This window comes from Streptomyces sp. NPDC054786 (assembly GCF_053611685.1).
This window is the reverse complement of the sequence record NZ_JBSHAW010000026.1, coordinates 96,532-116,522: the sequence shown is the minus strand read 5'-3', so window position 1 is coordinate 116,522 and position 19,991 is coordinate 96,532. Positions and strand designations below refer to the sequence as shown.

General features: G+C 71.5%; 17 protein-coding genes. 3 read left to right on the top strand and 14 right to left on the bottom strand.

The window, feature by feature from the left end; translation table 11 throughout:
- Window positions 1–58 precede the first annotated feature (58 nt).
- Window positions 59–1,222 (top strand): xylose isomerase, encoded by a 1,164-nt coding sequence (gene xylA / locus ACWGI6_RS22670; protein ID WP_453269207.1) that lies wholly within the window; start codon window positions 59–61, stop codon window positions 1,220–1,222.
- Window positions 1,223–1,250: 28 nt separating this feature from the next.
- On the opposite strand, the gene ACWGI6_RS22665 is transcribed toward xylA, so the two are convergent.
- Window positions 1,251–2,216: an acetylxylan esterase gene (locus ACWGI6_RS22665; RefSeq protein ID WP_453269206.1), complete on the bottom strand. Its 966-nt coding sequence runs from the start codon at window positions 2,214–2,216 to the stop codon at window positions 1,251–1,253.
- A gap of 135 nt (window positions 2,217–2,351) precedes the next feature.
- Between ACWGI6_RS22665 and ACWGI6_RS22660 the strand changes: the two genes are divergently transcribed.
- Window positions 2,352–3,212, top strand: coding sequence for a hypothetical protein (locus ACWGI6_RS22660; protein WP_453269205.1), 861 nt, complete (start codon window positions 2,352–2,354; stop codon window positions 3,210–3,212).
- Here the strand turns inward: ACWGI6_RS22660 and ACWGI6_RS22655 are convergent.
- From ACWGI6_RS22655 to ACWGI6_RS22600, 12 genes are all read right to left on the bottom strand, one after another.
- The gene (locus ACWGI6_RS22655; protein WP_453269204.1) at window positions 3,193–4,512 is read right to left on the bottom strand and encodes an esterase-like activity of phytase family protein; all 1,320 of its coding nucleotides are present in this window, start codon (window positions 4,510–4,512) and stop codon (window positions 3,193–3,195) included. The genes ACWGI6_RS22660 and ACWGI6_RS22655 overlap by 20 nt on opposite strands.
- 78 nt (window positions 4,513–4,590) lie before the next feature.
- Window positions 4,591–5,430, bottom strand: coding sequence for an amino acid ABC transporter ATP-binding protein (locus tag ACWGI6_RS22650; protein ID WP_453269203.1), 840 nt, complete (start codon window positions 5,428–5,430; stop codon window positions 4,591–4,593).
- Window positions 5,427–6,212, bottom strand: coding sequence for an amino acid ABC transporter permease (locus ACWGI6_RS22645; protein ID WP_393905343.1), 786 nt, complete (start codon window positions 6,210–6,212; stop codon window positions 5,427–5,429). The genes ACWGI6_RS22650 and ACWGI6_RS22645 overlap by 4 nt, the downstream gene beginning before the upstream one ends.
- Before the next feature lie 11 nt (window positions 6,213–6,223).
- Window positions 6,224–7,018 carry a basic amino acid ABC transporter substrate-binding protein gene (locus ACWGI6_RS22640; RefSeq protein WP_453269202.1) on the bottom strand — a complete coding sequence of 265 codons (795 nt, stop codon included), beginning with the start codon at window positions 7,016–7,018 and terminating at the stop codon, window positions 6,224–6,226.
- A gap of 194 nt (window positions 7,019–7,212) precedes the next feature.
- Window positions 7,213–8,133: a homocysteine S-methyltransferase gene (mmuM, locus tag ACWGI6_RS22635; RefSeq protein WP_453269201.1), complete on the bottom strand. Its 921-nt coding sequence runs from the start codon at window positions 8,131–8,133 to the stop codon at window positions 7,213–7,215.
- Between the two features lie 170 nt (window positions 8,134–8,303).
- The gene (locus ACWGI6_RS22630) at window positions 8,304–11,363 is read right to left on the bottom strand and encodes a glycoside hydrolase family 2 TIM barrel-domain containing protein (protein WP_453269200.1); all 3,060 of its coding nucleotides are present in this window, start codon (window positions 11,361–11,363) and stop codon (window positions 8,304–8,306) included.
- 129 nt (window positions 11,364–11,492) lie between these two features.
- The gene (locus ACWGI6_RS22625) at window positions 11,493–12,656 is read right to left on the bottom strand and encodes an LLM class flavin-dependent oxidoreductase (RefSeq protein WP_453269199.1); all 1,164 of its coding nucleotides are present in this window, start codon (window positions 12,654–12,656) and stop codon (window positions 11,493–11,495) included.
- A gap of 48 nt (window positions 12,657–12,704) precedes the next feature.
- Complete coding sequence (locus tag ACWGI6_RS22620; protein ID WP_453269198.1) at window positions 12,705–13,910, bottom strand: SfnB family sulfur acquisition oxidoreductase; 1,206 nt, start codon at window positions 13,908–13,910, stop codon at window positions 12,705–12,707.
- A 61-nt stretch (window positions 13,911–13,971) separates the two neighbouring features.
- The gene (gene ssuE / locus ACWGI6_RS22615) at window positions 13,972–14,526 is read right to left on the bottom strand and encodes an NADPH-dependent FMN reductase (protein WP_453269197.1); all 555 of its coding nucleotides are present in this window, start codon (window positions 14,524–14,526) and stop codon (window positions 13,972–13,974) included.
- A gap of 106 nt (window positions 14,527–14,632) precedes the next feature.
- Entirely contained in the window at window positions 14,633–15,850 is a 1,218-nt protein-coding gene (locus ACWGI6_RS22610; protein ID WP_453269196.1) for an acyl-CoA dehydrogenase family protein, read from the bottom strand.
- Window positions 15,851–15,894: 44 nt separating this feature from the next.
- Window positions 15,895–17,154, bottom strand: a complete 1,260-nt coding sequence (sfnG, locus tag ACWGI6_RS22605; protein ID WP_453269195.1) for a dimethylsulfone monooxygenase SfnG — start codon at window positions 17,152–17,154, stop codon at window positions 15,895–15,897.
- Between the two features lie 186 nt (window positions 17,155–17,340).
- Window positions 17,341–17,436: a putative leader peptide gene (locus ACWGI6_RS22600; protein WP_366414974.1), complete on the bottom strand. Its 96-nt coding sequence runs from the start codon at window positions 17,434–17,436 to the stop codon at window positions 17,341–17,343.
- A 251-nt stretch (window positions 17,437–17,687) separates the two neighbouring features.
- Here ACWGI6_RS22600 and ACWGI6_RS22595 point away from each other — a divergent pair, with 251 nt between their 5' ends.
- Window positions 17,688–18,608 carry a LysR family transcriptional regulator gene (locus tag ACWGI6_RS22595; RefSeq protein ID WP_453269194.1) on the top strand — a complete coding sequence of 307 codons (921 nt, stop codon included), beginning with the start codon at window positions 17,688–17,690 and terminating at the stop codon, window positions 18,606–18,608.
- 27 nt (window positions 18,609–18,635) lie between these two features.
- Here ACWGI6_RS22595 and ACWGI6_RS22590 read toward each other — a convergent pair whose 3' ends face one another.
- Window positions 18,636–19,973 carry an SWIM zinc finger family protein gene (locus ACWGI6_RS22590; protein ID WP_453269224.1) on the bottom strand — a complete coding sequence of 446 codons (1,338 nt, stop codon included), beginning with the start codon at window positions 19,971–19,973 and terminating at the stop codon, window positions 18,636–18,638.
- Window positions 19,974–19,991: the final 18 nt, after the last annotated feature.

Sequence of the window (19,991 nt, the reverse complement as noted above, 5' to 3'; positions counted from 1 at the left end):
TAGTTTGGCCGCGGCGCAATTTGTAAAGTGCCTTGACGAAATGACCGAGGGAGTCACGATGAGCCACCAGCCCGTGCCCGAGGACAAGTTCAGTTTCGGACTGTGGACCGTCGGCTGGCAGGGCCGCGACCCCTTCGGGGACGCCACCCGCCGCGCCCTGGACCCCGTCGAATCGGTGCATCGCCTCGCGGACCTCGGCGCGTACGGCGTCACCTTCCACGACGACGATCTGATCCCGTTCGGCGCCGGGGACATCGAGCGCGAGACGGCCGTCAAACGCTTCCGGCAGGCGCTGGACGCCACCGGCCTGGTCGTCCCGATGGCCACCACCAACCTCTTCACCCACCCCGTCTTCAAGGACGGCGCCTTCACCGCCAACGACCGCGGTATCCGCCGCTATGCGCTGCGCAAGACGCTCCGCAACATCGATCTCGCCGCCGAGCTGGGCGCGCACACCTATGTGGCCTGGGGTGGACGGGAAGGCGCGGAATCCGGCGCGGCCAAGGACGTGCGGGCCGCCCTGGACCGGATGAAGGAGGCGTTCGACCTCCTCGGTCAGTACGTCGTCGAGCAGGGCTACGACCTGCGGTTCGCCATCGAACCCAAGCCCAACGAGCCGCGCGGCGACATCCTTCTGCCCACCGTCGGCCACGCCCTCGCCTTCATCGAGCGGCTGGAGCGCCCCGAGCTCTTCGGTGTCAACCCCGAAGTGGGGCACGAGCAGATGGCCGGGCTGAACTTCCCGCACGGCATCGCGCAGGCGCTGTGGGCGGACAAGCTCATTCATATCGACCTCAACGGCCAGAGCGGGATCAAGTACGACCAGGACCTGCGCTTCGGCGCGGGCGATCTGCGTTCCGCCTTCTGGCTGGTCGATCTGCTGGAGACGGCCGGATACGACGGGCCGCGGCACTTCGACTTCAAGCCGCCGCGCACCGAGGATCTGGCGGGCGTCTGGACCTCGGCGGCCGGCTGTATGCGCAACTATCTGATCCTCAAGGAGCGCGCCGCGGCCTTCCGGGCCGACCCGGCCGTCCAGGACGCGCTGCACGCCGCGCGCCTGGACGAGTTGGGCCGGCCCACCGCCGAGGACGGCCTGGCCGGGCTGCTCGCCGACGGCACCGCCTACGAGACCTTCGACATCGAGGCGGCGGCCGCCCGCGGGATGGCCTTCGAGCATCTGGACCAGCTGGCGCTGGAGCACCTGCTGGGGGCCGTCTGAGAGGTTCCGCCCCGGCGCACCGGACCGCTCAGCCGAACAGCTTGCGCAGAAAGCCGATTTCGGCGGCCCGCTGCTCGCCACCGCCCCCCTCATGGGCGTTGAACCGCCACACCTTCAGCTCCTTCTCGCCCGCATAGTGGTGGAAGGCGGCGAAGCCGGTGGAGGGCGGCACCACGTCGTCGCGCAGCGCCGTGCCGAAGAGTGCCGGGGCGGTGGCGCGGGCCGCGAAGTTCAGGCCGTCGAAGTGGTCCAGGGTGTGCAGTGCGGTGTCGATCTGGCCGCGCGCACCCGCGAAGTAGCGGGTGAGCTCGCCGTAGGGCCCGACGTCCGTGATCTCGACGGCGCGGCGCACATGGGTCAGGAACGGCACATCGATCAACGCGCCCGCCAGACCGGGGACCAGCCCCGCCGTCGCCAGGGCGGCGGCGCCACCCTGGCTGCCGCCGGCGACCACGATCCGGCCGGCGTCCACCGCCGGGTGTTCCCGTGCCGCCTCCACGGCCCGTACCGCGTCGCTGAACAGCCGCCGGTAGTAGTAGTCATCGGGATCGAGCAGTCCCTGGGTCATCTTGCCGGGCACGCCCGGATTGCCGGATCCGACCGGATCGGGGGTGTCACCGGGCCGGTTGGGGCCGCTCTGCCCACGGGTGTCCATGACGAGCGTGGCGTACCCAGCGGACGGCCACAGCAGCCAGTCGTGCGGCAGCAGCCGGCCGCCGCCGTAGCCGAGGTACTGCACGATGCACGGCAGCGGCCCGTCGGCCGCGCGCGGGAAGAGGAACCAGCCGCGGATACGGTGCCCGTCGAAGCCGGAGAACGTCACGTCATGGGTGCACAGCAGCGCCAGCCCCGCATCGACCTCGGTGAAGCGTGCATCGAGGTCGTGGGCACGGGTTTCTTCGAGGGTGCGCTGCCAGAACGCCTCAAAACCGGCCGGCTCGGGGCGGGGCGGGCGGTAGGTGCGCAGCTCGTCCAGGGGCAGGTCGGTGAACACGGAAGACCTCCGAGCCGTAGGGTGGCTTGCTGCCTGTCGCCAACGGTGCCCACGGGCCGGATATTTCAGACGCGAAATGTTCCAGGTTGGTCACCGAGTCCCTGAAAACCGAGTGAAGAAGCGATCATTTCCACCATGAGTTTTCCTCCGCCTCCGCCGTCGAACCCGCCGAATCAGCCGCCCCACGGCAACCCGGGCGGCTACGGTCCGCCGGCCGGTGGCTACGGTCCGGGCGGTCCGGGCCAGGGCGGGTACGGACCGGGTGGTTACGGCCCGCCCGTGGGCGGCAACCAGCCCCCCGGCGGCTTCGGTCCGCCCGCGGGCGGCTACGGCCCTCCGGGCCCGGCCGGCCCCGGAGGCCCCGGCGGTTGGCAGCAGCCGCCCGGCCCGCCCGGTGGCGGCGGCAATGGCAAGATCATCGCGGCGATCATCGGCGGTGGCGTGGTCGTACTGGCCGCCGTCATCGCCTTCATCGTGATCAGCAACAGTGACGACAGCGACAACAACAACCGTGCCCGGCAGCCCGGTTCGAGCGCCGCGCCCACACCGTCCGAGAGTGCGTCCGCGACGCCCTCCTACGACCCCACCCCCACCGAGACGCCCACCGGCAGCGCCTTCGACAACAGCACATCGACGCCCGCCGACGGCAAGATCCCGTTCTATCTGCTGAAGGTCGGCGACTGCTACGACCTGCCGGCGGGCGGCGGCGGCAACAACGACGAGGCCTCCTGCAGCGGCCCGCACGACGCCGAGGTCGTCACCGTCCACCGCCTCGAATCCGGCCTGACGACCGAAACCGGCATCAAGGACAAGGCGTCGTCGCTGTGCCGTAACGAACTGGAGGGCAAGGCCGCCCGACAGCCCGCCGGGACCGCCGAGGGCACCTACGTCCAGTACCCCAGCCTCAACGGCTACAAGCTCGGCATAAAATCCGTCAGCTGCAGCCTGATGGGCAACCGCACCGGCACCAAGAAGCTCACCAAGCCGCTTTCCTGAGCCGGACGGTCACCGCCGTCGTCGGCACCCCGCTGTCCACGAGACGGCCCCGTGCGTCGAACGCACCGGGGCCGTCCGTCATCCCGAAGTCGTTGTCGTTGATGAGCGTGAGGGTGCGCCGTCCGCTGACCGCGATGCCTTCGATCTTCTGCGGCACCCCCTCGACCCTGCGCAGATCGACGACCAGCCGCTTGGGCAGCACCGGCGCACGGCCGCCGGCCTGCTCCAGCGACGGAGTGGTCGCCGGGTCGTCCCAGCGTGAGCCGAGAATGTCCGTTCCCCCGTCCAGCTCGACCCGCTGCAGCCGGGCGGCTCTGTCGGTGCGCTCCTCCACCAGCAGCCGGTCGCGGCCCACCGCCACCACCGAGGAGATCTTCAGCTCGGAGGTGTCGTCCTCGCCGGGGTCGACCTCGCCGACCGGATCGAAGCGGTACGCGTACTCGGCGGTCACCGCGCCCCTGGCGGGCGAGAAGCGCAGCAGCCGGGTGGTACGGGAGGCCTCGCCGGCCGCGGTGTCCGGGTGGGACAGCGGACTCTGCACGGCCGCCACCAGATCGCCGTCCGGCAGCAGTGCCAGACCCTCGAAACCGCGGTTGGTCTTGCGCTTCAGCAGCAGTCCTGGCAGCGACTCGACGACCGGATAGCCGGTACCGGTCAGCCGCAGCCCCTTGGGGACATGACGGGCCAGCACCCGCCCGGACGCCGACACATGAACCAGGGAAGGGCCGTACTCGTCGGCCAGCCAGAAGCTGCCGTCGGCGGCCCGCACCACGCCCTCGGTGTCCAGGCCGTCGGGGTCGTAGGGCAGCGGCTGCCCGGCGTCATAGGTGTAGGGCGCCTCGTCCCGGCCGCGCTGGTCGGGCAGCCCGGTGACCGCCTTTCCGGCACGGGTGGTGATGGCTCGCGACTCCAGCACGGTGATCCGGTCGCCCCGCACCCTGATCTTGACCAGGGCCGGGTCGAAGCCCGGGACCGGGAACGTCCGCCGCTTGTCGCCCGCCACCTTGATCCGGCCGTTGGGCCCGCGGTCGGTGACCGTCCAGAACTCGCCGGCCCGCCCGGCCGGGAAGAGGTCGCTGCCGATGCCGCCCAGCTTCACCCCGCGGTCATCGCCGACACTGCCCGGCAGCAGCGCATTGCTGAACGCGCCCAGCGGGATCGCCGGCAGCCGGGCGGACCCGGTGACGGCGACCGGCGGCGGACCGGCCTGGGCCGTGGTGGTACCCAGCACCACGGCCGCGGCCAGCACCGCGGCCGGCAGGGCCACCCCGAGCGGACGGCGCAGCTGACGTAGGGACATCGAACCTCCAGGACAGTGACGGAACACAGCTTTCCCAGCGTTCCGGCACCGCCCCAACGGCAGGTGAACGGCGGCCGATCAGCGATCGACGCGCTTGCCCGCCGCGCCGGTGTCCGTGACCTCGCCGACCTCGGCGGCCGCCGGATCCAGCACCCGCGCCAGAAAGGTCCTGGTCCGCTCGTGCTGCGGGGTGCCCACCACCTGCTCCGGAGTGCCCTCCTCGACGATCACCCCGCCGTCCATGAACACCACCCGGTCGGCGACCTCCCGCGCAAAGCTCATCTCATGGGTGACGACGAGCATCGTCATGCCCTCCTGCGCCAGCGCACGCATCACCGCCAGCACATCGCCGACCAGCTCCGGGTCCAGCGCCGAGGTCGGCTCGTCGAAGAGCATCAGCTCCGGGTCCATGGACAGCGCACGGGCGATGGCCACCCGCTGCTGCTGCCCGCCCGACAACTGCGCCGGATAGGCCGCCGCCTTGTCACTCAGCCCGACCCGTTCGAGGTTGGCGCGGGCGATCCGCTCCGCCTCGCTGCGATCGCGGCGCAGCACCCGCCGCTGGGCGATCGTCAGATTCTCCAGCGCGGTCAGATGCGGGAAGAGGTTGAAGGCCTGGAAGACCATCCCGATCCGCCGCCGGACCCGGTCGATGTCCACGTCCGGGTCGGTCACCTCGGTGCCGGCCACCGTGACCCGGCCCGCGCTCGGTTCCTCCAGCAGATTCACACAGCGCAACAGGGTCGACTTCCCGGACCCCGAGGGCCCGATGACACACACCACCTCGCCGCGCGCCACCGAGAAGTCGATCCCGCGCAGCACCTCCAGCTCCCCGAACGCCTTGCGCAGGCCCTGTACATCGATGGCCTTCGCGTCTGCCGTCTCCGGTGCCGCCTGGTCGGTCGTCACGCCGCTCACCTGGCCTTCGCCGTACGGGCCTCCAGCCGACGGACCAGCTGGCCGAGCGGGAGGGTGATCACGAGATAGAGCAGTCCGGCGATCAGGATCGGGGTCAGGCTCTTGTGCTCATTGAGCGCATCCCGGCCGAAGTTGGCCAGCTCGAACTGGGTGAGGGAGAGCCCCAGCAGATACACCAGCGACGAATCCTTGGTCAGCAGGATCAACTCATTGGTCAGCGGCGGCAGCACGATACGGAACGCCTGCGGAATGACGATCGAGAGCATCGCCCGCCCGTGCGACATTCCCAAGGAACGCGCCGCCTCCGTCTGCCCCTTGGGGACCGCCTGAATGCCGGCCCGGATGGTCTCCGCCATATACGCCGCGCCCACCAGCCCGAGCGACAGCATCACCGTGATGTTCATATCGAGCGCGACCTCGAAGGCCAGCGGCACACCGAAGCCGAGCGCGATGAACACCAGCAGACAGGGGATTCCGCGGAAGAACTCGATATAGGTGACCGCGATCCAGCGGTAGGGCGGCACCGACGAGAGCCGCATCAGTGCGAGCACCAGCCCGAGCGCCAGCCCGAAACCGAAGCCGAGCAGGGTGTAGAGGACCGTGTTGACCAGCGCCGTGGTGATGATCTCCGGGAACAGCGCCTTCGCGACCTCCACGTCGAAGAACGCCATTCGCAGCTGATGCCAGTCGGCGATCAGTGCGAAGACCACCACGGCGACGACCAGGACGCCGTACTGCACACCGCGGATCACCCGGGCGCGCTGTCGTTTGGACAAAGACATGACGGCCGGCCTCAGCTCTGCGGGGTGGTGCCGAACCACTTCTTGTAGATCCGGTCGTAACTCCCGTCGGATTTCGCCTTCTTGATGACCGCGTTGATTTTCTTCCGCAGCGCGTCGTTCCCGGTGCGTACACCGATGCCGTAGTGCTCACCGGTATTGAATTCCGCGGTGACCTCGGTGTCCGGATTCTGCTTCACATAGTCGAAGAGCACACCGTTGTCATTGATGCCGGCTTCGACCTGGCCGGACTTCACGGCGGTCAGCAGCAGCCCCAGATCCTCGAACTCCACCAGCTCGACGCCCTTGCCGTGCTTCTTGGCGTAGATCCCGCCGGTGGTGGCCTTCTGGTAGCCGAGCTTCTTGCCCTTGAGGTCCTCGACCTTCTTGAAGGGCTTGCCCTTCTTCGTCAGCAGTGCCTGCGTGGCATTGAAATAAGGGTCGGAGAAATCCATGACCTTGTCCCGCGCGGACGTGATCGTCATGCCGGCGGCGGCCAGATCGCATTTGCGGATGGTGAAGTCCTGGCCGGTCTCGATGCCTTCGAAGGGCGTATTGACGATCTCCTGCTTCACGCCCAGGTCCTTGGCGACCAGGTCCACGAGATCCACATCGAACCCGACGATCTTGCCGTCCTTCTTCACCTGGAACGGCGCGTACGGAAGGTGGGTGCAGGTCTTCAAGGTCCCGGACGAGACCAGTTCCGGACCGCCGCCCTTCTTCCCGTCGGACTTGGTGCTGCTGCACCCCGCCAGAACGGTGACGGCCGCGAAAACGGCTATGACAGGCAACGCGGAGCGAGCGGACACGGGCCCTCCAGGGGCAGGATGAACATCAACCAAGCCATGCGTGCTGCGATGTGGCTGCATCCTGCCATCGGCCCGGGGCTCTGTCGCCGCCGCGTCGGTTGCGTCTGTGTAACGCCTTCGGCCCGCATCCGGGCCGGTGGCGGCCGTCGTACCCGTCGCACACCGGCCGCCGTTCCCGCTCCCGCGCCGCCCCTTCAGCGGCCGAGCCCGGCCGCCAGCTCGGCGATGGCGTCCGGGCCCACCCGGCAGCAGCCGCCGATGAGCCGGGCGCCGTCAGCGGCCCAGGCGGCGACCCGGTCCGCGCGGAACGCCGGGTCGCCGCACCAGGCCCGCGCCCCGGCGTCCCAGCTCTCCCCGCTGTTGGGGTAGACCACCACGGGCTTGCCGGTGACCCGGGCCGCGAGCCGCACCGCCCGGTCCGCATCGTCCGGCGCGCAGCAGTTCACCCCCACCGCGATCACCTCGTCGGCGTCGGCGGCCACCGCGAACGCCTCCGTCAGCGGCTGCCCGGCCCGGGTGCGGTCACCCGCGACGCTGTACGACAGATAGGCCGGTACCCCCAGCCCGCGCACCGCCCGCAGGAGTGCGCGGGCCTCCTCGGCATCCGGCACCGTCTCCAGCGCCAGCACATCTGGCCGCGCCGCGGCCAGCACCTCCAGGCGCGGCCGGTGGAAACGCTCCAGCTCCTCCACCGTCAGGCCGTAGCGGCCGCGGTACTCGGAGCCGTCCGCCAGCATCGCCCCGTACGGGCCCGCCGAAGCGGCCACATACAGCGGCCCGGCAACCCCGTCGGCCGCCGCCCGCCCGGCCGCCTCGCGGGCCAGCTCCACACTCCGGGCGAGCAGCGCCGCGGCCCGCTCCTCGCCGATACCGCGCCGCGCGAACCCCTCGAACGTCGCCTGATAGCTGGAGGTGATCGCGACCTGCGCCCCGGCCCCGTAGTACGCCAGATGCGCCTGCACCACCGCCTCCGGATCCTCGGCCAGCAGCCGGGCCGACCACAGCGCGTCGCTGAGGTCGTGCCCGGCGGCCTCCAACTGGTTGGACAGCCCGCCGTCGAGGACGACCGGCCCCGCGGCGAGGGCGTCGGCGAGCGGCGGGATCGTGCTGACCATGGTGCAAGGCCTCTCGGTGCTGCGGGATGCGTGGGTGCCCACGCCTCACCCCGGATCGTAACGCCCGCCGGTGACAAAGCCCCTGGTCGCAGTGGTGCGCAGGGCCACGGCGTACGGCACCGTGCACCGGCCGTCACGGCATGGCGGCCGGCGCACGGCCCGCGCGGGATTCAGTGCAGCGACGAGAACACGAACGAGAACCGCGCCGGCGCCGGCGCCAACCGGTGCTGCGGCAGCACCCCCGGCCCGCACGACTGGCTGCCGATGCCGTGCTGCGCATGGTCGAGATGGAGCCACAGGCTCTCACCGGGCCGCAGATCCGTGGTGTGGCGGGCCGCGGCCAGTTCCTCGGTCGACCACCGGCGGGCGGTGAGGAAGAAGTCCGGGTCGCCCTCGATCCGCAGACCCGAGCCGTCCGACCGGGTCAGCTGTGCCCAGCGCACACCGGGCCGCGCACCGTTCTCCTGCGGCCGCACATACGGCGTCTGCAGCGCGTCCACCGGCATCGACCAGCGGCCCACCCGTGCGGCCGCCCGGGTGTCCGGATAGCCCTCGCCCGGCCCGCCGCCGAACCACTCCGCCAGGCCCAGGCTGCCGCACACCTGCATCCGCACCCCCAGCCGCGGCAGCGGAACCGGCCAGTCGCCCTCGGGGTCGACGCTCAACTCCAGCCGCAGCAGGTCGCGTTGTGCCGTCCAGCGGTAGACCGTCCGCAGCGCCAGGGGTGCGCCGGCCGGGGCGACCCGGGACCGCACCACCAAGGCGTCCGGGCCGGTCTCGACGGCATCGACGCGGTGCCGCATCCGGTGCAGGCCGATCCGCCGCCACTCGGTGGCCGGCCGCGGCCCCGGTTGCCAGGGCGCGGCCTCGTCGTTGTCGGTCGGCGCCCGCCAGACATCCAGCCGGGGACCGCCGATCCGGACGCCGTCCAGATAGGCCAGTGCCCCCGTGGCGGCGTCGAAGGTCCCCGGCCCGAGGACGATCACATTGCCCTCACCGCGGCGCGGTGCCGCGGTGGGCGCCGGGGGAGCGACGGCGCGCCGTGGGGCGGCCGGCAGCTGGCCCCAGGCGACCTCGTGGCCCGCGCGCGCCCAGGCGCTGTCCTCGTCCAGCACGGCCCGGACCGTCCAGAACGCCTCCCCTTCGTCGCCCGGCTCGACCGGTGGTGTCGGCAGCGTCACCGCGACCGACTCGCCGGGCGCCGGGCGCGGCACCGCCAGCCGGCCGTGTCCGCGCAGCTCACCGTCCACCTCGTAGCTCCAGCGGAAGTCGAGGTGGCCGAGGTCGGCGAAGTCGTACAGATTGGTGATCCGGACCGCGTTCGCCGTGCCGTCGTCGTCGGTCTCCGCCTCGATCCGCACCGGCTCGATGACCTTCTTGAACTCCAGCAGGCCCGGGGAGGGCACCCGGTCGGGCAGGACCAGCCCGTCGCAGACGAAGTTCCCGTCGTGCAGCTCCTCGCCGAAGTCGCCGCCATAGGCGTGGAACATCTCGCCGGAGGGTGTCTGCTGACGCAGCCCGTGGTCGATCCACTCCCAGACGAAACCGCCCTGGCAGCGCTCATAGCGCTCGAACAGCCGCTGGTACTCACTCAGCCCGCCCGGACCGTTTCCCATCGCATGCGCGTACTCGCACAGGAGGAAGGGGAGTTGACGTCGCCGGGCGTCGAGCTCCGGGTCCGGCAGCGGCGCCTCGGTGCGCTGACCGATGCGCTCCACCTCGGCGTGGTCGGCGTACATCCGGGAGTAGACGTCGGTGTCGGCGCAGCTGGGGTCGCCCTCGTAATGCAGCGGCCGGGACGGGTCGCGCTCGCGCATCCAGGCGGCCATGGCGGACAGCCCGCTCCCCGTACCGCACTCGTTTCCCAGCGACCACAACACGACGGCGGGGTGGTTCTTGTCCCGCTCGACCATCCGCCGGGCCCGGTCGAGCAGCGCCGGCTCCCAGCGCGCCTCATCGACCGGATTGTCCCGCCAGCCCTGCCCGCCGAACCCGTGCGTTTCGAGATCGCACTCCTCGACGACCCACAGGCCCAACTCGTCACACAGATCGAGGAAGGCGGGGTGCGGCGGATAGTGGCTGGTGCGCACCGCATTGATGTTGTGCTGCTTCATCAGCAGCAGATCGCGGCGCATCGTCTCGGGGCCGACGGCGCGTCCGGAGCGCGGATGGAACTCATGGCGGTTGACGCCGCGCAGCAGGATCCGGCGGCCGTTGACCTTCAGCAGCCCGCCCTCGACGCGGACCGTACGGAACCCGATCCGCAGCGGAATCCGCTCACCGGAGGTGACCAGCTCCCCGTCGTAGAGGTGCGGCTGTTCGGCCGTCCAGGGGCGCACCGGCACCGTCGCGCTCTCCCCGGTCGCCAGATCGAGGCCGAGCGCCGGGACGGTCACCCGGCCGGCCGGCTCGCACTCCACCCGCAGGGTGCCGTGGCCCGTGACGTGATCGAACCCGGCGTGCACGAAATGGTCGGCGACCGAACCCTCGGGACGGCGGTGGAGCGAGACGTCCCGGAAGATGCCGGGCAGCCACCACTGGTCCTGGTCCTCCAGATAGCTGCCCGACGACCACTGGTGGACGCGTACCGCCAGCACATTGCCGCGCGGCCGCAGCAGCGGCCCGACCTCGAACTCGTGCGGCAGCCTGCTGCCCTTGAAGTGGCCCAGCTCCTGGCCGTTGAGCCAGACCCGGGCACAGGACTCCACCCCGGCGAAGTGCAGCACCGCGGGCCCTTCGCCCCATCCCTCGGGCAGATCGAAGACCTGCCGGTGATCGCCCGTCGGGTTCTCGTCCGGCACCCGCGGCGGATCGACCGGGAAGGGGTAGGCGGTGTTGGTGTACGCGGGCGCCCCGCTCGGCTGCGCGGTGCCGTTGCCCTCGTAGGAGCCCTCGGAGGCGAAGCGCCCCTGGAGCGCCCAGTGGCCGGGCACCCGCAGCTCCTGCCACTGCGCATCGTCGAAGTCCGGGCGGGCGAAAGAGTCGTCCTCGGCGGTGGCGCTCGGCGAGAGCCGGAACCGCCAGCGGCCGTGCAGCGAGAGGCGGGCGGCATCCGATCTCGCGTACCAGGCGCGGGGCGGCAGGGCCCCGCTTCCCGGCGAGCGGTCCTCGTAGTACGGGGGGTGCCGGTGGTGGCCGGGTGGGTGCGGTGCGCTGTCCGTCCCGTCGGTGGTCCGTGGTGGCTGTCGGTACGACGTGTGGTGCGGCGCGTGCGGCGAGGTGCCGGTCACTGGTCCTCCTGCTGCGGGCGAGGTGCCTGGCGTGGGGGATCAGCTCAGCGAATCATGCGCGGCGGCACGGCGCAGCCGGATGGGGCGGATTGGGCCAGGGGCGCCGTGGCGAGCCGCCCGGCCCAGCGGTCAGCGGCCCACCCCGGCGGCGAACGGGATCTGCGCGGCGGCCGTGGAACCCTCGGTCCGTGCGGCCGGATGCCGCCACAGCCCGGCGTCCCGCAGCACCGGCAGCACCCCCTCGCCGAACCAGTACGCCTCCTCGACATGAGGGTGCCCGGAGAGGATGAACTCCTCGATGCCCAGCCGCTGATACTCCACGATCCGCTCCGCCACCTCCGCATGGCTGCCCACCAGCGCGGTGCCCGCCCCGCCCCGTACCAGGCCGATACCGGCCCACAGATTCGGCGCGATCTCCAGCCCGTCGGTGCGGCCGCCGTGCAGCGCCAGCATCCGGCGCTGCCCCTCCGACTCGCTGCGGGCCAGCCCCTCCTGCACGGTACGGATCGCCTCCGGGCCGAAGCCGTCCAGCAGCCGCTGCGCCTCGGCCCATGCCGCCTCGGCCGTGTCCCGGGTGATCACATGCAGCCGGATGCCGAACCGCACCCGGCGCCCGGCGCGGCCGGCCAGCTCCCGGATCCAGGCGATCTTCCGCTCGACCTCGGCCGGCGGCTCGCCCCAGGTCAGATAGACGTCGGCGGCGCGCGCGGCCACCTCTCCGGCGGCCGGGGACGACCCGCCGAAGTACACCGGAGGCACCGGATCGGGCACCCGGGCCAGCCGGGCGCCCGCCACCCGCAGCTGTTCCCCGGTGTGGTCCACCGTCTTCCCCTCCCACAACTCCCGGACGATGTGCAGGAATTCGCCGGTCCGGGCATAACGGGCGTCCTTGTCCAGGAAGTCCCCGTAGGCGCGCTGCTCATGACTCTCACCACCGGTGACGACATTCAGCAGCAGCCGTCCACCGGAGTGCCGCTGGAAGGTGGCGGCCATCTGGGCGGCCAGGGTCGGTGCGATGATCCCCGGCCGGAACGCCACCAGGAACTTCAGCCGTTCGGTCTCGCGGGCCAGCATGGCCGTGGTGAGCCAGGCGTCCTCGCACCAGGCCCCGGTGGGGGTGAGCGCCCCTTCGAAGCCCAGGTCCTCGGCGGCGCGGGCGATCTGCGTCAGATAGCCGAGGGTGGCGGGCCGCTCCCCGCCGGCGGCACCGGCGGGCAGGCCGTGGCCACCGCCGACGACATGACGGCTGTCGCCGTAGGTGGGCAGGAACCAGTGGAAGGTGAGGGAGGACATGCGGGCTCCGATGGGGAAGACGAGTGGGGGGCGGGTCGGGTCCGGTCGTCAGAGCAGACCGTGCCGGGGCGGCCGGGTGCCGTTGAGGAGATAGCGGCCGATGTGCTGCACCTTCCAGCGGACCGGGTCGTGCAGGGTGTGGGTGCGTGCGTCCCGCCAGTGCCGGTGCAGGTTCAGCCCGTCCAGGGCGGCCCGGGTCCCGGCCACCTCGAACAGTGCGCTGCCGGTCTCCACCGCGGCCTCCGCGGCCACCACCTTCGCCGCGGCCACCGCGATCGACGCCTCCGCCGCGGAGTCGTCGGTGAGCGCCCGCGCCGCGGCATCCACCGTGCGCGCCGCCGTGGCCAGCAGTGACTCGGCGGCCCGCACCCGTACCGCCAGTTCCCCGAACCGCTGGATCAGCAGGGGATCCTCGGCCGCGCTGTCGAGACCGCTCTCGAACCACGGCCGGCTCTTGGTGCGGACGAACGCGGCGGCCTCGGCCAGCGCGCCGGAGGCGATCCCGGTGTCGATCGCCGCGTGCAGCAACTGGGCGACCGCGCCATGCAGTTGGGGACCCCGGAAGGTGAGGTGATGCGGTACGACCCGGTCGGCCGGCACCGTCACATCCTCCAGATGCACCGTGCCACTGGCCGTGGTCCGCTGCCCCATGCCGTCCCAGTCGTCGACGACCCGTACCCCCGGCGCCTCCTTGGGCACATACGCCACATAGAGCGCATCGTCCCGCCCGCGCGCCAGCACCGGGATCCAGTCGGCGAACAGCGCACCGGTCGCATAGTGCTTCACCCCGCTCAGCACATATGAGCCGTCCGCCGTGGAGACCAGCCGGGTGCGGATGTCCTGCACATGCCGGGTCCCCGCCTCCGACTGCGCATTGCCCAGCCGCCGTCCGGCCAGCACCTCGTCGAAGAAGAACGCCTGCTGCTCAGCGGTTCCCTGCCGGCGCAGCACATTGATGTACACGAAGTGGCTCTGCGGGATCTGGGACAGACTGGCGTCCCCGGTCGCCAGCAGCCGCACCACCTCGGCCAGCGTCTCGGTCCGCACCTGCGCACCCCCATGGGACCGCGGCACGGTGATGGCCAGCAGCCCGCTCGCCGACAGCCGCGCCAGCTCGGTGTGCGGCAGTCGGCGAACGGCGTCCCGCTCCGCGGCACCGGCCCGGAACACCTCGGCCAATTCCGCCGCGACGGCCAGGGCCTCGGCGTCATCGGTGATCACATGAGCGGTGGCGGGCCGCGCGGGAGCGGTCACGGTGCTGCCTCCAGGGGGAGTGTCGAAAGGGCGGGGACGTGGGGGACTTGGGAGCGGCGGATCAGCTCGCGACGGACAGCAGCGGGCTGCGCCCGAGCGCCCCGGAGAACTGGGCCAGGACCTGACCGAGCCCTTCCTGCGCGCCGGGGTCGACGCTCAGCGCGCCGTCGTCCCGTACGGCCAGGTGCCGGTCGAGAACGAACCAGCCCTGGACGATGTGCGCGGCTCCCATGGACGAGAGCACCGGCCGCAGCGCGTAGTCGATCGCCAGGACGTGGGCGGTGCTGCCTCCGGTCGCCAGCGGCAGCACGGTCTTGCCCGTCAGCGCGTACTGCGGCAGCAGGTCCAGCAGTGACTTGAGCAGACCGGAGTAGGCGGCCTTGTAGACGGGGGTGCCGATGACGACGCCGTCGGCCCGGGCGAAGAGTTCGGTGGCCTCGACGATCGCCGGATGGCCGAAATCGGCCCCCAGCAGCGCCTCGGCGGGCAGTTCGCGGACGTCCAGCGGAATGACGTGGTGCCCCTCGTCGGCGAGCCGGTCGTCCAGATGACGCAACAGACGGGCGGTACGCGAGGTCGCGGAGGGACTGCCGGAGACGGAGAGAACGGTGGCCATGGAGACGATCACCTCGAAGTGCGGGAGGAGGAGTGCGGAGCGTGGGGGAGGGGGCGCCCGGAGCCCGTCGGTGCGGCGACGGGCCGGGCGTGCGGGGCGGAGCCGGTCAGGAGTACCAAGTCGGCTCGGGGAGTTCGCCGTCGAGCACGAACCGGCCGACCTCACGGCGCTTGTAAGCCACCGGATCGTGCAGGGTGTGCGTGCGGACATTGCGCCAGAAGCGGTCCAGGCCCTCGGCGGAGGCGGTGGACCGGGCCCCGGTCACCTCGAAGATCCGCTGGGTGACCTCCAGCGCCACCTCCGTGGCGCGGGCCTTGACCGCGGCGACCCGGACCTCGAACTCGCCGCGGTCCTGCGCGGTCACCGCGTCCGGGTCCCCGTGCAGCCGCTGCCCCTCCTCGGACACCCGGTCGGCCAGCGCCTCGGCGGCCCAGAGCTTGCCCGTCAGATCGCCGTAGACGTCGATGACGTACGGCTCGTCGGCCGCCCGCTCATGGCCGCCGTGCAGCCAGGAGCGCGCCTTGGTGCGGGTGTAGGCCGCGGCCGTCTCCAGGGCGCCCGCGGCGATACCGAGGTAGAAGTGGGCGAAGACCAGCTGGATGGTCGGTACGTTGAGGGTGTTGTAGACCCGTGGCACGAACGCCTTGTCGACATACCCGGCGGCCGCTGACCACGGCACCCGCACCCCGTCCAGGGTGACGCCGCCGCTCTCGGTGAGCCGCTGCCCGATGTTGTCCCAGTCGTCGTGGAACGTCAGCCCGGCGCTGTCGGACGGCACGATGGCGAAGACATGGTCGCCGGTGCCCTCCAAAACCCCTTCCAGCACGGTGACATCGGAGACCTTGCTCCCCGTGGAGAACGACTTCTGGCCGGTGAAGGCCAGGGTCTCGCCCTCGTCCCGTACCACCACGTCCTTGTCGCGCGGGTTGACCGCGCCGCCGAAGAACCACTGGTGCCTCGCGGCCTCGGCCTCCACGTGTTCCCACTGTTCGCGGGTGCCGACCAGCCGCGCGGCCCAGTTCCACAGATAGTGGTAGCCGAGCAGCTGGCCGATGGACCCGTCCGCCTTGGCGACCTCCCGGATCCCCCGGTACGCGGTCGGCCAGTCCTGGCCGGCGCCCCCGTGCGCGGTGGGGCCGAGGAGCGTGACCAGACCGGAGTCCTTGAGCAGCTGGACCTCGGCGTACGGGGTGGCCCCCGCACGGTCACGGGCGACGGCGTCGGTGGCGAGGACGGCGGCAACCTCCGCCGCGCGCTCGATCCAGCCCTGCGGGCCCTCGGGTGCGGGCCGGGTGGCCCAGTCGGACGGTGCGACGGTGCTCATATGAAGTCTCCCTGGATGGTGTGGTGAGAGGGGGAAGGGGGCGCTCAGGGCCGGACGGCGGCCGGAACCGGGCCCGACGGGGGCGCCGCGTCCGCTTCCCGCGACGGTGTGTCCGTGTCCCCGTCCGAGGCGTCCGCTTCTGGCGGCGCTGTGGCGTCCGGTCCAGCCGTTGCGGCGACCCGTCCCAGGTCCGCCGCCTGCGGCCCCTCCTCCTGTGCCTCCAGCTCGCGCACCAGCGGCAGCACCCGCTCGCCGAAGTACTCGACCTCCTCCAGGTAGTGGAGGAATCCGAGCAGGAACAGGTCCACGCCCAGCCGCTTGTACGCCACGATCCGCTCGGCGATCTGCTCCGGTGTGCCGATCAGGCCCGTACGGAAGCCGTCGTTGTACTGGATCAGGTCCTCGAAGGCGGAGTCCTGCCACATGCCGGTGCCATCGGCCGTGGACTGTCCGGCCTGCTTGACCGCCGCGCCGAAGCCGTGCACCGCCTCGGTGTCCGCCTTGGCGATGATCTCCCGCAGCACCTCCCGGGCCTCGGCCTCGGTGTCCCGCGCGATCAGAAAGCCGTTCAGCCCGAAGCGGGGGGCCGGCCGGCCCGCTGCCGCGGCCGACGCCCGGACGTCCGCGAGCTGCTCGGTGACGCCGTCGAAGTCCTTGCCGTTGCTGAAGTACCAGTCGGAGACCCGGCCGGCCATCGCCCGCGCCGCGGTGGAGTTGCCGCCCTGGAAGATCTCCGGATGCGGGCGCTCGGTGGTGTTGAGCGGCTTCGGCTTGAGCGAGAAGTCCCGGATCCGGTAGAAATCCCCGGCCAGTTCGGCATGGTCCTCGGTCCAGATGGTGCGCAGCGCCCGGATGAACTCCTCGGCCCGCCGGTAGCGCTCGTCGTGCTCCAGCCACGGTTCACCGAGCGCGCTGAACTCGCCCTTGAACCATCCGCTGACCACGTTCACCGCGAACCGCCCGCCGGAGAGCTGATCGGCGGTGGCGCCGAGCTTCGCCAGCACACCCGGGTGCCACAGCCCCGGATGCACCGCCGCGATCACCTTGAGCCGTTCGGTGGCGAGCAGCAGCGCGAGGCTGAAACTCGTGGACTCGTGCTGGAATTCGGCGCCGTAGCTGGCCATATAGCGGACCTGGCTCAGCGCATACTCAAAACCGTTGTTCTCGGCCAGTACCGCCAGCTTGCGGTTGTACTCGTAGCCCCAATCGGTGCGCTGTTCGATGGTGCTGGTCACCAGGCCGCCACTGACATTGGGCACCCAATAGGCGAAGCGTGCGGGGCCGGGGGCGGGCAGGTCGGACATCAGGATCTCCCGGTGGTGAGGAAAGCCGCGTGCAAGAAGGCGCGTCGAAAGAGGCGCGCAAAGTTCGTACGGAAAGGTGCGAGGCAGCTGACGAAAAGGGAGCGCGCCTGGACGGCGATACAGAGATCACCGCGGAATGCCTTGCGGCAAAGGAATCCACGACTGGTGCGGAAGGGCTCTCAGCCGTCAGCGCTCGCGGGCGACACCGCGACAGAGCGAGCTGGAGATCCGTGCGAGATCGACGTGACGCCGTTGGGTGAGCTGCTTCTGTTGCCCGTTCATGAACGCGTCACCTCCTCGCAACAATTGTGCCGCGCCGGCCAATGGGCGACGGCCCTTGCGGCCTTTTCCGGTCAATGTGGCCGCCTCCCCGCCGAGTTTAGCGGCCAAGGTGCGAAGCGTCGATACGGCGTAGGTGAGGTGGTGATAGGGTCCCCCTTGAACCGGGGGGAAGATCCCCAGGAGAAGGCTTCAAAGGCGAGTGAATCCACTGAGGTTCACCATCGGTATCGGATCACCGGGGTGCGTATTCCGTGCGGATCGAGCAACTCGAATACATAGCGGCGGTCACCCGCCTCGGCTCGCTGCGCAGAGCCGCCGAGGAACTCCATCTGTCCCAGCCCGCATTGAGCGAAACCGTCCGCAATCTGGAACGCGAACTCGGTGTGGACATCCTTGACCGCAAGCGCTCCGGAGCGAAGATCAGTGACGACGGCCGGGAGTTGCTGCCGCATATCGTCGGGGTGCTCGATGCGGTCGACAAGCTGCGCCGGGCGGCGGACGACCAGCACCACATCAGCCGGATGGTGCGACTGGGCACGGTCAACGCCGCCACGGTTCCGCTGCTGGTACCGGCCATCCGTGAGTTCCGGGCCGGGCATCCGCTGACCCAGGTCGAGGTGATCGGCGCCCAGCAGGCCGAGATCCACCGCGCGCTGCTGGAAGGCAGCCTCGACCTGGGACTCGTCAACTACCTGCGCGGCGACGACCTCCCGCCGGACGTCCACACCACCGAACTCCTGCGCGGCCGGCCCGTGGTGTGCCTCCGGCCGGACAGCCCGCTGGCCGAGCTGAGCGAGGTGTCGGTGACCGAGCTGCTCGCCCAGCCGCTGATCGTGATGCGGTCCGGCTACGTCATGCACCGCTTCGTCCACCGGCTCCTCAAAGGCCGCACGCCCTCCTTCTCCTATTCGACCGACGGCGCCGAAATGGGCAAGCTGATGGTCGCCGAAGGCTTGGGCGCCACGGTCCTGCCCGACTTCAGCATCCTCGGCGACCCGCTGGAACGCAGCGGCACCATCACCTACCGCCCGCTGGCGGACGACCGCACCGACGTCCTGATGGTGATCCAGCGCCGCCGCTCCGGCTCGGTCCCCAAGGCCGCCCGCGATCTGTACGAGCTCTTCGTGCGACGAGCCGCCGCACACCGGGCGGCGGCCGGGGGCGGGAGCTGACCCGCCACACCCCCGCTGCCATCCCCCTCACCCCTCCGGCGGCAACCCCTCGGCCGGCAACCCCTCCGCCGGCAACCCCGCCAACGCGCCCGCCGGATCGTCCGTGGCCGGACCCGCGGGCACCCACTGCCCGCCTTCCCTGCGATACGGCCACCAGCGGCCCTCCCGCCCGTAGCGCAACTGGGCCTCGCCGCCGACCACCGTCCAACGATTGCGGGTGGCACGCAGCCGCGGCCGGGTCTCGCCGTCCTCCCAGGCGGCCGCCAGCCGGCCGGCTGCCCGCGCCAGCGCCTCAGGCTCCGGTGTCCAGTCCTCCTCCAGGACCGCGAGCCCGGCCGGTCCGCCCAGCTCCCAGGCCCGTACGGCCGACGCCAGCGCCCGCGCATCGCGCCCCGAACCGGCCGCCAGCCGCGCCGATATGGCCTCCCCGGGGCCGGCCGCCGCCAGCCGCACCGCATCCTGGGCGGGCGTCAGCACGGGCGGCGGCGGGCTGTCCGGGTGGCCGGCGGCGAGCGCGTCCGCCAGCAACCGCTGGGCGCGCGCTGCCGCGTCCCGGGTCAGGAACTCCAGCGCGGCCACGTCCACCCCGGGCGCGGGCGGGGTCCCGCCACCGAGCACCGGTGGGGTGCCCGGTGTGGCGACCGGCGGCGGCGCTGGGGGCAGCGGCGGCAGAATGTCGCGCGCCGCATACGCCTCGGCCGCCGGCACCCCCGGACCGGGCAGCTCCGCCGCCGCGTCCTCGTGCGTCGGCCCCTCCGCCCGCGCCGCGCTGCGTACCTGCAGCTCGTCGAGCAGCTCCCGCTCGCCCCGGCCACGCAACAGCAGCAGGACGAACGGGTCCTGGTCGAGCAGCCGCGCCAACTGGTAGCACAGCGCGGCCGAATGTGCGCAGTGGTCCCACGCGTCGCAGCTGCACTCGGACTCCAAGTCGCCGATGCCCGGCAACAGTTCGATGCCTGCGGCGGACGCGTCCTCGACGAGTACCGGCGGCATGTCACGGTCCAGCAGCGCCGCGATATGCCCGGCCCGGTCCGCGACCATGTCGAGAAAGCGGTCCCAGTCCGCGCTGCTCAACTGCTGCAGCAGCACATCGGACCGGTGCCGCGTACGGTCGCGGTCCTGGACGACCGCGGTGATCCGTCCGGGGCGCACCGACACCGCGCCGACCGCACCGCCCCGCGCATGCCGCCGGCCCAGCCTCAGCTGCTCGCCGTCCAGCGCGGTGTCCTCCAGTGCCTTGAGCCACGCCTGCCCCCACCAACTCCGCGCAAAGGACCGCCCGCGCGCCGCAGGCAAGGCACCGAACGTCCGCTCAGCGGCCGCTGAGTCCCCCTCGCCCGGATACCTCTCCCCGCCCAGGTGCATCGCTTCTCCCCCTCCGGG

Excerpts from the sequence above, each read along its gene's own strand:
- ACWGI6_RS22625 (WP_453269199.1), bottom strand. The coding sequence starts at position 12,656 with ATGTCCTCCCTCACCTTCCACTGGTTCCTGCCCACCTACGGCGACAGC.
- ACWGI6_RS22660 (WP_453269205.1), top strand. The coding sequence starts at position 2,352 with ATGAGTTTTCCTCCGCCTCCGCCGTCGAACCCGCCGAATCAGCCGCCC.
- sfnG (WP_453269195.1), bottom strand. The coding sequence starts at position 17,154 with ATGTCCGACCTGCCCGCCCCCGGCCCCGCACGCTTCGCCTATTGGGTG.
- ACWGI6_RS22645 (WP_393905343.1), bottom strand. The coding sequence starts at position 6,212 with ATGTCTTTGTCCAAACGACAGCGCGCCCGGGTGATCCGCGGTGTGCAG.
- ACWGI6_RS22610 (WP_453269196.1), bottom strand. The coding sequence starts at position 15,850 with ATGAGCACCGTCGCACCGTCCGACTGGGCCACCCGGCCCGCACCCGAG.
- ssuE (WP_453269197.1), bottom strand. The coding sequence starts at position 14,526 with ATGGCCACCGTTCTCTCCGTCTCCGGCAGTCCCTCCGCGACCTCGCGT.
- ACWGI6_RS22600 (WP_366414974.1), bottom strand. The coding sequence starts at position 17,436 with ATGAACGGGCAACAGAAGCAGCTCACCCAACGGCGTCACGTCGATCTC.
- ACWGI6_RS22590 (WP_453269224.1), bottom strand. The coding sequence starts at position 19,973 with ATGCACCTGGGCGGGGAGAGGTATCCGGGCGAGGGGGACTCAGCGGCC.
- xylA (WP_453269207.1), top strand. The coding sequence starts at position 59 with ATGAGCCACCAGCCCGTGCCCGAGGACAAGTTCAGTTTCGGACTGTGG.
- ACWGI6_RS22655 (WP_453269204.1), bottom strand. The coding sequence starts at position 4,512 with ATGTCCCTACGTCAGCTGCGCCGTCCGCTCGGGGTGGCCCTGCCGGCC.
- mmuM (WP_453269201.1), bottom strand. The coding sequence starts at position 8,133 with ATGGTCAGCACGATCCCGCCGCTCGCCGACGCCCTCGCCGCGGGGCCG.